General features: G+C 64.9%; 8 protein-coding genes. 3 read left to right on the top strand and 5 right to left on the bottom strand.

All coding sequences use genetic code 11. The annotated features are described in order from the left end of the window. Together ACE3UY_RS22695 and ACE3UY_RS22690 are read left to right on the top strand one after the other, a co-directional pair. Positions 1-397: alpha/beta hydrolase family protein (locus tag ACE3UY_RS22695; protein WP_374689744.1), on the top strand; the 397-nt coding region annotated here is incomplete at its 5' end. Positions 398-638: 241 nt separating this feature from the next. Further along, complete coding sequence (locus ACE3UY_RS22690; RefSeq protein ID WP_374689743.1) at positions 639-1,829, top strand: CaiB/BaiF CoA transferase family protein; 1,191 nt, start codon at positions 639-641, stop codon at positions 1,827-1,829. A 13-nt stretch (positions 1,830-1,842) separates the two neighbouring features. Here ACE3UY_RS22690 and ACE3UY_RS22685 read toward each other — a convergent pair whose 3' ends face one another. Both ACE3UY_RS22685 and ACE3UY_RS22680 read right to left on the bottom strand, forming a co-directional pair. Beyond that, on the bottom strand, positions 1,843-3,090 hold the full coding sequence (locus ACE3UY_RS22685) for a hypothetical protein (RefSeq protein WP_374689742.1): 1,248 nt from the start codon (positions 3,088-3,090) through the stop codon (positions 1,843-1,845). A 130-nt stretch (positions 3,091-3,220) separates the two neighbouring features. Continuing rightward, positions 3,221-3,901, bottom strand: a complete 681-nt coding sequence (locus ACE3UY_RS22680) for a Crp/Fnr family transcriptional regulator (protein ID WP_374689741.1) — start codon at positions 3,899-3,901, stop codon at positions 3,221-3,223. A gap of 95 nt (positions 3,902-3,996) precedes the next feature. Between ACE3UY_RS22680 and ACE3UY_RS22675 the strand changes: the two genes are divergently transcribed. Then, positions 3,997-4,923, top strand: coding sequence for a GNAT family N-acetyltransferase (locus tag ACE3UY_RS22675; protein WP_374689740.1), 927 nt, complete (start codon positions 3,997-3,999; stop codon positions 4,921-4,923). A gap of 174 nt (positions 4,924-5,097) precedes the next feature. Here the strand turns inward: ACE3UY_RS22675 and ACE3UY_RS22670 are convergent, their stop codons facing one another. From ACE3UY_RS22670 to ACE3UY_RS22660, 3 genes are all read right to left on the bottom strand, one after another. After that, positions 5,098-5,391: an isoamylase early set domain-containing protein gene (locus ACE3UY_RS22670; protein WP_374689739.1), complete on the bottom strand. Its 294-nt coding sequence runs from the start codon at positions 5,389-5,391 to the stop codon at positions 5,098-5,100. A gap of 351 nt (positions 5,392-5,742) precedes the next feature. Further along, positions 5,743-7,899: a bifunctional (p)ppGpp synthetase/guanosine-3',5'-bis(diphosphate) 3'-pyrophosphohydrolase gene (locus ACE3UY_RS22665; protein ID WP_374689738.1), complete on the bottom strand. Its 2,157-nt coding sequence runs from the start codon at positions 7,897-7,899 to the stop codon at positions 5,743-5,745. Positions 7,900-8,145: 246 nt separating this feature from the next. Further along, on the bottom strand, positions 8,146-8,886 hold the full coding sequence (locus tag ACE3UY_RS22660; RefSeq protein WP_374689737.1) for a response regulator transcription factor: 741 nt from the start codon (positions 8,884-8,886) through the stop codon (positions 8,146-8,148). Positions 8,887-8,930 lie beyond the last annotated feature (44 nt).

The following is an 8,930-nucleotide window of genomic DNA, read 5'->3' as shown; positions in this document are numbered from 1 at the left end:
CTTCGGCGTCAGCGACGTGGAGGCGCTGGCCAAGGACACGCACAAGTTCGAGTCGCGCTACCTCGACTCCATGATCGGCCCCTACCCGGCGCAGCGCGAGCGCTACGTGGCCCGCTCGCCCATCCACGTCGCCGACCGCTGCAGCGCGGCGCTCATCCTCTTCCAGGGGCTGGACGACGAGGTTGTGCCGCCGGCCCAGTCGGAGGCGATGTTCCTGGCCGCCCGCGCCCGCGAGCTGCCCGTGGCCTACGTGTCCTTCGAGGGCGAAGGGCATGGCTTCCGCCAGTCGCAGAACATCCGGCGCGCGCTGGAAGCGGAACTGTACTTCTATAGCCAGGTATTTGGCTTCGATCTGGCCGAGCCGGTGCCGCCGGTGGCGATCGAGAACCTGCCCTGATCATTCAGCCCCGCGTTAACCAGTGTTAACGCGGGGCTGAACCGCTTTTCATCCCTTCTATCACATCGCGAAGATCGTCAGTTAACCAGCATGGTAGATTTTCGCTTGCCAGTCTGCCACAATGCGAGTGGAAGAAGAATCCACAGATTCCACAGATTACGCAGATTTAAGACACATCTGCAAAGCGCGAGAGACCGGCAAACATCCCGGTTTCATAATTCCTAATTCTTTCGGAGTCTCTATGCCCTCAGCCGCCCTGGACGGCATTCGCGTCATCGACCTCTCCCGCGTCCTGGCCGGGCCTTACTGCGCCATGCTGCTGGCCGACTACGGCGCGGACGTGATCAAGATCGAGCAGCCGGGCAGCGGCGACCCCACCCGCGCCTGGGGGCCGCCGTGGCTGGGCGACCAGAGCGCCTACTACCTGACCGCCAACCGCAACAAGCGCGGCCTGACGCTCGACCTGAAGTCGGCGGCAGGGCAGGGCGTCGCCCGGCGGCTCATCGCGTCGGCCGATGTCGTCGTGGAGAACTTCCTGCCCGGCGCGCTGGCCCGATGGGGGCTGGACTACGCCACCCTGGCCGCCGGCCAGCCCGGCCTCATCTACTGCTCCATCACCGGCTACGGCCAGACCGGCCCCTACCGCGACCGGCCGGGCTATGACTTCATGATCCAGGCCGAAGGGGGCATCATGTCCATCACCGGCCCGGCCGACGGGGAGCCGCACAAAGTCGGCGTGGCGATTGTGGACATCAGCGCCGGCCTGTTCGCCGCCTCGGCCATCCTGGCCGCGCTGCACCACCGCGACCGGACGGGACGCGGCCAGCACATCGACGTGGCCCTGCTCGACGCGCAACTCGGCTGGCTGGCGAACGTGGCGTCGAACTATCTGGTCGGCGGCGAGCCGCCCGCCCGCTACGGCAACGCCCACCCCAACATCGTCCCCTACGAGGCGTTCCCGACGGCCGACGGCTACATCGCCGTCGGCATCGGCAGCGACGCGCAGTACCGCCGCTTCTGTGAGCTGGCCGGGCGGCCCGACCTGTGGGATGAGCCGCGCTACCAGACGAACGCCGGCCGGGTGGCGGCCCGCGCCGAACTTATCACGCGGCTGCGCGAGGTGTTCGCGGCGCGGCCGGCGGCCGAGTGGCTGGCGGCGCTGGGCGCGGCGCGCATCCCGGCTGCGCCCATCAACGACATCCCCACGACGCTGGCCGACCCCCACGTGCGCGCCCGCGGCCAGGTGCAGGCGGTCGCGCACCCAACGCTGGGGCCAGTGCCGCAGGTCGGCCCCGTCGCCCGGCTCAGCGAGACGCCGGCTACGGTGCGCGCCGCGCCGCCGATGCTGGGCGAGCACACCGACGCCATCTTGCGCGAGGCCGGTTACGCGGACGCGCAGATCGATGAACTGCGCCGGACGGGCGTGATCTAGGGCTGGGACTCGGTTAATCGGTCGCCGCAGGCCCGCCAACCGCATCCAGCCGCGCCAGCCCGCGCGTGATAATCCGCCACAGCTCGACAGTCACCGGCACGGCCGCCGCGCCCCAGAGCGCGTAAGCTATCCCATGGAAAGGGCCGTACAGCGATTCCACAAAGATACTCGCCCAGAGGAACACGCCGCCCAGGTTGGCCGCGACCAGGCTGAACCAGTTGCCGCCCAACCGCGCCGGTTCGTCCGGCAGAAAGGCCCGCCGGAAGAAGTAGGGCAGCAGCGCGAAGCCGAACTGGAAGACCCAACCATAGATGAGCGCCTGGGGGGCGTTTTGCTCGATGGTCACCCCGGGCACGCCGCGGACGCCCAGCAGGATGAGCGGAGCCACTATCACCGGGGCGGAGATCCAAAAGTAAGAGGTGATCACGTGCCAGATGCCCGGCTCTAGTGCTCTCGCGCCTCTCCACGAGCCGGAGGGGGGCAGTATAAGCGGTCGGAGCATATTCAGCATCAGCCACAGTGTGGCCGTTTGGTGCAAGATCAGGCCCGGTACGGTGAAGTACAGGGATTGGAGCCACGGCCCGAGCACCAGGCCGAGCGCGCCGAAGACCGTCAGCCAGAAGATGGGCGTGACGGAGCGTGGCCAGGCCAACGGCCGCCCGGCCCACATGGCATAGGTGTCCACGATCAGCCCAGCAAAGACGAGCGACATCAGCCCCCAGCTGTTGGCGTGGATATGCGCCTCCAGCGGGACCGCGATGCGCAGCCAGTCGCTCCAGCCAAACCACAGGCCCGTGCCGATCAGAATGCCCAGCAGGAAAAAACTCAGCCCGGCGATGTAGAAGCGCCGGCCGTGGCGCTCCGGGGATGCCGCGTGTTCGGCGCCTACGGTGGGCCCCATGCGCCGCAGTTGATCGATCAGTAAGACGGCGGCGCTGAAGACGAGTGTGCCGCCGGCGACGATCAGCGCCTCGTTGACGATAGGGATGCCGACCAGCAATGTCAGCAGGCCAGCGTTGAGCGCCAGCCAGATATCCCAGCGAAACGCCGGCCGCGGCCGGCCGTGGCGGATGGCTACCAGCAGCGGCAGCACGCCGAATATGGTCTCGGTCATCGCGCCCAGCGTGATGAGATGGACGCGCAGCCAGCGCAGACCGTTGAACCAGGGCAGGAGATTGAGGCTGGTCAGCGACGCGTCGAGCGCGGCGATGACGGCCATGACGATAAATAGGCCCGACATCAGAAAGTAGAGAGTGGGCATGGCTCCTCCACAGAACACCGCGTCGTTTTGCTCGACGAGTAGGATCTTCCAGTTCGTCGCCGGATGGTAGATTTGTATGATAGCCGCTAAAGGCTGTGGAGTCGCCGACTTTTGTCGGGTAAAGCGCCGATCAAGCGGCGATTCGTTCCAGCGCAGTTCGATCAAGGAGGTGGATATGCTGCCGCTCGACGACGATAAGCCCATCAACTTCCAGACTCCTCAGTGAACGCTGCACCACGTCGGGAACCGTGCCTAACCGCGCCGCCAATTCCGCCTGTGTGAACCAGCGCGGGCGCGGCACCACATCACCGACAGCGCTCTCCAGCAATAGCCGCGCCAACCGGCCGGTGACGGGCCGCAGAGAGAGATCGCTCACCAGCGAAACCAGGAATAGCATTCGCTCCGCCATCGTCTCGATGACGCTCCCGGCGAAGTTGGGGTGTTCTCGCAGCAGGCGGGCCAGCGCCTCGTGGCGGATGAGATAGACTCCGGCCGGCTCTAGCGCCACGGCCGTTGCGGGATTAGGGCGGCTGGCAAAAACGCTTATCTCGTTGAACGTGTCGCCCGGTTCTAGCACGCGCAGCGTCTGCTCACGCCCGGAAGGCGACACCTTCACAACCTTGACGTAGCCGTAGTCAAGATAGTAGAGGTCGGGCTGCGCCTGTCCCTCCAGCACAATGACCTCGCCCGACTTATACTCGCGCCACTGCGTCGAGCGAATCAAGTCCAGCATGATGGCGTCGTCCAGATCCTCAAAGAATGGGATGTCGCGCAGGCGTTGCGCGAGCTGTTCCAGCGACGGGCGAGACATGGCCGGATTATACCGCATATTTACCGCCGGTTGGGTGGCGCTGCAAACCCTGCTACAATGTGGATTCGCTGCCCCATTTAAAGAGGAGCCACCCCATGATCACCCCACACCCCTACCGCGACGAAGCGGATTACTGGCGCGTCCGCGCCTTTTTGCGCGACGTGCTGCTGCTGAATGGCCGGCGCGAACTGTGTTGGACGACGGCCCGCTTTGACTACTGGCGCTGGCATGGCCTGCTTTCCATCCTGGAGGGGCAAGTGCCTATCGAGTCCGTACTCTATCTGTGGGAGGAGGACGGCGCGCTGATCGCCGCGCTCAACGGCGAGGATCGCGGCGATGCCTTCCTGCAGGTACATCCCGCGCGCCGGTCGGCCGCGCTGCTGGAGGAGATGGTCGAGGTGGCCGAGGCGCAACTGGCCGAGCCGGCTGAGGGCGGGCGCGTGTTGCGCGTCTGGGCCAACGAAGGCGATGCGCCGCTGGAAGCCATCCTCAGGCGCCGCGGCTACACCCCGCAACCGTGGGCGGAGACGCACCGCTGGCAGACGCTCGACCGCGAGATCGCGCCGCCGGTGGTGGCCCCCGGCTACACGGTGCGCCCGCTGGGCGGCGAGGAGGAGCTGCCGGCCCGCAGTTGGGTGTCGTGGCGCGCCTTCCATGAGGACGAGCCGGACGAGAAGTATGGGGGCTGGACGTGGTACCACACCATCCAGCGTATCCCGCTCTACCGGCGCGACCTGGATATCGTCGCTGTCGCGCCCGGCGGCGAGCACGCCGCGTTCTGCACCATCTGGTACGACGACGTGACGCGCACCGGCTACGTGGAGCCGGTCGGCGCGGACCCGGCGCACCGGCGGCGGGGCCTGGCCGCGGCCGTCGTCACCGAGAACCTGCGCCGCCTGCAACGGCTGGGCGCGACGCTGGCCTACGTGGGGGCCTACTCCGTCCGGGCCAACGCGCTCTACGGCTCCCTCGGTTTCGAGGCGTATGGCCTGTCCCGGCCGTGGGAGAAAGCCGGTTTATGAGAAAGAGAAAGAATCCGCAGATTACGCAGATTACGAGAATTAGCTGGCTCAGTTGGTGGCGAAAATAAAAGCGGCCTGCCGCAGCAGGCCGCCGGTAAAATGCCTTAGACGACACAGCACTTGTCTATACAGCTCCGAAGAATCTGTGTCATCTGTGAAATCTGTGGATTCTTCTTAGTTAGCGCTGGAGGTATCGACGACGGAGTTGGTGCTACCGTGCTCGTTCGGCACGTAGCCGTCGGCTGCGTTGTCGTTGACCCACTCGCTGTTGTTGATCAGGTAGCGGTACTGATAGCGGCCGTTGGCCGGCAGGCGCATCTTGACCGTGAACGTGCCCTTGCTCTTCTTCATGCCGACCGGCTCCCAGCCGTTGGCCTCGCAAACGAGAACGGCTTCCTTGGCCTCGCTCGGCAACTCAAAGGTGACTTCGTATTCGTCCTTCGACTTCATGTACTTCTTCTTCAGCATGATCCATTCTCCCTCAGTTAGGTAAACTCAATTCCGTATGGTTTTTGGAAAAGCGGTTGGGGTTGTCTGATAAGCTCAGTTGTGAAACCGGCTCCATTATGAAGGATGGCCCTGGCTATGTCAATACGCCCCCCGCTGAGGGGCAAGTTAGCGCGCCCTTTCTCAGCCGGCGTTCAGGAAGAGAGCAGGGGAGCAAGGGAGCGGGGGAGCGGGGAAGATGCCCGACTGTCGAGCTATAGGCCGATCAATAGCGTGCGCCTCCTCAGATGCGCGCTTTACCCCCATGCCGTCCGCATCTGAGGATGCGGACTCTGCGCTCCCCCGCTCCCCAGCACCCCTGCTCCCCCGCTCTCACTCCGGCCAATACAGCCCCGTCCCCGTCCCGTTGGGATCACCATCCGGCTCCGATGGCACGCAGCGCACCGCCTTGACGTTGACCAGCGCCTTGATCTGGTGCAGGATGCGCACCATCTGCCGCGGGCTGGTCACCTCTAGCTGCATCTCAATGCCGATCTCGCCGCGCCGCTTGTGCCGGTAGGTGCAGATGTGGGGGATGTTGATCTCCTTTTCGCGCATCAACCGGGTAATGTCATACAACAGTCCGGGCCGGTCAAAGACATCCACGTTCAGCATCACCGGCCGCGCCTCGCGCTGTTCCTCCACGCCCCAGCCCAGTTTCAGCTTGTGGGCCGCCACGTCCTGGTCGCCGCGGATGGCGTTGAGGGTGTGACACCCCTCGCGGTGGACGGTGACCGCCCCATCCTGGCGCAGATAGCCGATGATGGCGTCGCGCGGGCGCGGGTTGCACGTGGCGCAGAGGCGCAGCTTGCGGTTGTCGGCGTTGGTGATGATGAGCCTCGAGCCGTCGGGCGCGGTCACCACGTTGTCGATGGGCTGACATCGCCCCTCGTCCCAATGCACCGACATGATGCGGGTGGAAAGCACCGTTGGCAGGAGTTCGGCGCGGCCCAGGCGGTAATACAACTCCGTGGCGTCCTCATAGCCGACGAGCGAGGCGACAGTGGCGTGGTCGAGGCGCATCAACCCTAGCATCTCCAGCTCCCCTTGCAGGAGTTGGCGGCCCTGACGGATGGCCTCCGCCTCCGGCAGGCGGCGGAACCAGCGGCGGGCGTGCGTCCGGGCGTAGGTGGTCATGATGTAGCCCAGGTCTTCATCCAGCCAGGCGCGCTGGGGCTGGGCGCGATCGTTCTTGTAGATGCGCACCTGGTCACCGTTCTTCAGCGGGCGGTTGAGCGGAAAGAGCAGTTCGTTGACGTAAACCGCGCCGCAACGGTTGCCCAGTTCGGTGTGAATCTTGTAAGCGAAGTCGATGGGCGTGCCCCCCTCGACCAGATCGACCGCGTCCCCCTTGGGCGTGTAGACGCGAATTTGGTTAGCCAGCACGTCTTCCAGCGCGCTCTGGACGCTCAGGCCGGCGTCGTGAGGCTCCACGCTGATGCTGTCGCTGATGTTGGCGATGAACGCGTCCAGCCGCTCGGCCAGCCCCGTTGTCCACAGCGGCGAGCCGGCATAGTACCAGCGAGCCAACACGCCGATCTGCGCCACCCGATCCATGGCGACGGTGCGCAGGCGGATCTTGATCGGTTGGCCGTTGGTGTGGACGACGGTGGTGTGCAGCGACTGGTACAGGTTTTCGCGCTGGACGGAGATGTAGTCGTCGAAGCGGTGGGGCACGGCCCGCCACGTCTCGTGCAGATGGCCGAGCGCGGTGTAGCAGTCGATCTTGTTTTCCAGCAGCACGGTCACGCGCAACATCTGGTCAACGTCGCGGTAGCTCATGCCGTGCTTGAGCAGGTCTTCGTAGACGGTGTAGACGTTCTCCGGGGCCAGCTTGACATCGTGCACCGCCAGCCCGGCCTTGCCCAGACACGCCTCGATCTCGGCCCGCACCACGTCGAACAGCGGCTCCTGGTAGCGGCCCAGCCGTTCCAGTTCGGAGCGGATGGTTTCAAAGGCATGGGGTTCCAGCACCTTCAGGCACAGCGCCTCCAGTTCGCTCTTGACCTCCCACATGCCCAGGCGGTTGGCCAGCGGGGCGAAGACGGCCAGCGTCTCGTTGGCTTTCTCCTTTTGCTTGGCGGGGGGCATGGCGTGGATGGTGTGCATGTTGTGCAGGCGGTCGAAGAGCTTGATGATGACCGTGCGCACGTCGGCCGTCATAGCCGCGAAGAGCTTCTGGAGGGTGGCCTGCCGCAGTTCCTCGCTGGACAACTTCTTGCCCTGGGCCACGCCGCGCGTGACCTCTTTCAGCTTGGTCACCCCGTCCACCAGCTGCGCCACGTCCGGGCCGAACTCGGCGGCGATCTCCTCCAGCGAGACGCGCGTGTCCTCGGCGATGTCGTGGAGCAGGGCGGCCGAGATGGCGTCGGCGTCCAGCCGGTAGGCGGCCAGATAGGTGGCGACCTTCAGCGGATGGGTAAAAAAAAGCTCGCCGGTCTTGCGGCGTTGGGCGCCATGTTCCCGGCGAGCGAAATCGAACGCTTTCATCACTTGAAGGCGGTCGCTAGTGTCAAGGTAAAGACGAATAAGTCCTGTTAACTGCTCGGCGTCGGCAGTCATAACGTCCGGCTCGATCATAATGCGCAGCGGCGTCCGGCGTCCGGCGCGACGCGCCGTCACCCGACAACAAAAGCCCATTTACGGGGGCGTGATGTGACGATTCCCCATTATAGCGCCGACGAGTACTTTCGGACAGGGCCGCCGGGGCGAAATGTCTAAATTCGTGGCGTCCGGCTAACCCTGTTCTTTGCGAAAGTCGATGAACCGGTAGCCGACGCCGCGTTCAGTCAGGATATAGTGGGGATTGGCGGGGTCTTCTTCTATCTTCTTGCGCAGGTAGTTGATGTAGAGGCGCAGGTAGTGGGTCTCGTCGCGATACTCATACCCCCAGACTTTCGCCAGCAGCGTGTCGTGGGGCACTACCCAGCCGGCGTTCTGGATGAGGTGGTTCAGCAGGCGGTATTCGGTCGGCCGCAGGTCGATGCGCTCGCCGTTGACGATGACCTGATGCCGGTTGAAGTCGACCGACAGCCGCTCGTCGATGCGCAGCACCGTTCGCGGCGGCGGGGCGGGCCAGTGGGCGCGGCGCAGCACGGCCGCCACCCGGCTGGTCAGGACGCGCGGGCTGAACGGCTTGGTGATGTAGTCGTCGGCGCCCAGGGCCAGGCCGCGGGTAATGTCTTCCTCGTCGTCGCGCACGGTGAGCAGGATGACCGGCACGGTGGAGATCTCGCGCAACAGCTTGAGCGTCTCGAAGCCGTCCATCTCCGGCATCATCACGTCCATGACGGCCAGGTCGGGATTGAACTGGCGAATCTGATCCAGGGCGCGAATGCCGTTTTCGGCCTCGATGACCTGATACCCCTCCAGTTCGAGATTCATGCGGATGAAGCGGCGCATGCGCAGTTCGTCATCGACGATGAGGATGAGTTGCGGGGCAGTCGGCTCCAGGTTGTCGGGGACTTGTTCGACCATAGTGGTTTGTTTTTGGTAGGGCGGGTTTGAAACCCGCCCCTACT

Source organism: Promineifilum sp. (SeqCode) (genome assembly GCF_041918635.1).
Classification (GTDB): domain Bacteria; phylum Chloroflexota; class Anaerolineae; order Promineifilales; family Promineifilaceae; genus Promineifilum.
The sequence above is the reverse complement of the archived record's forward strand: the minus strand, read 5'-3'. Positions and strand labels throughout refer to the sequence as shown.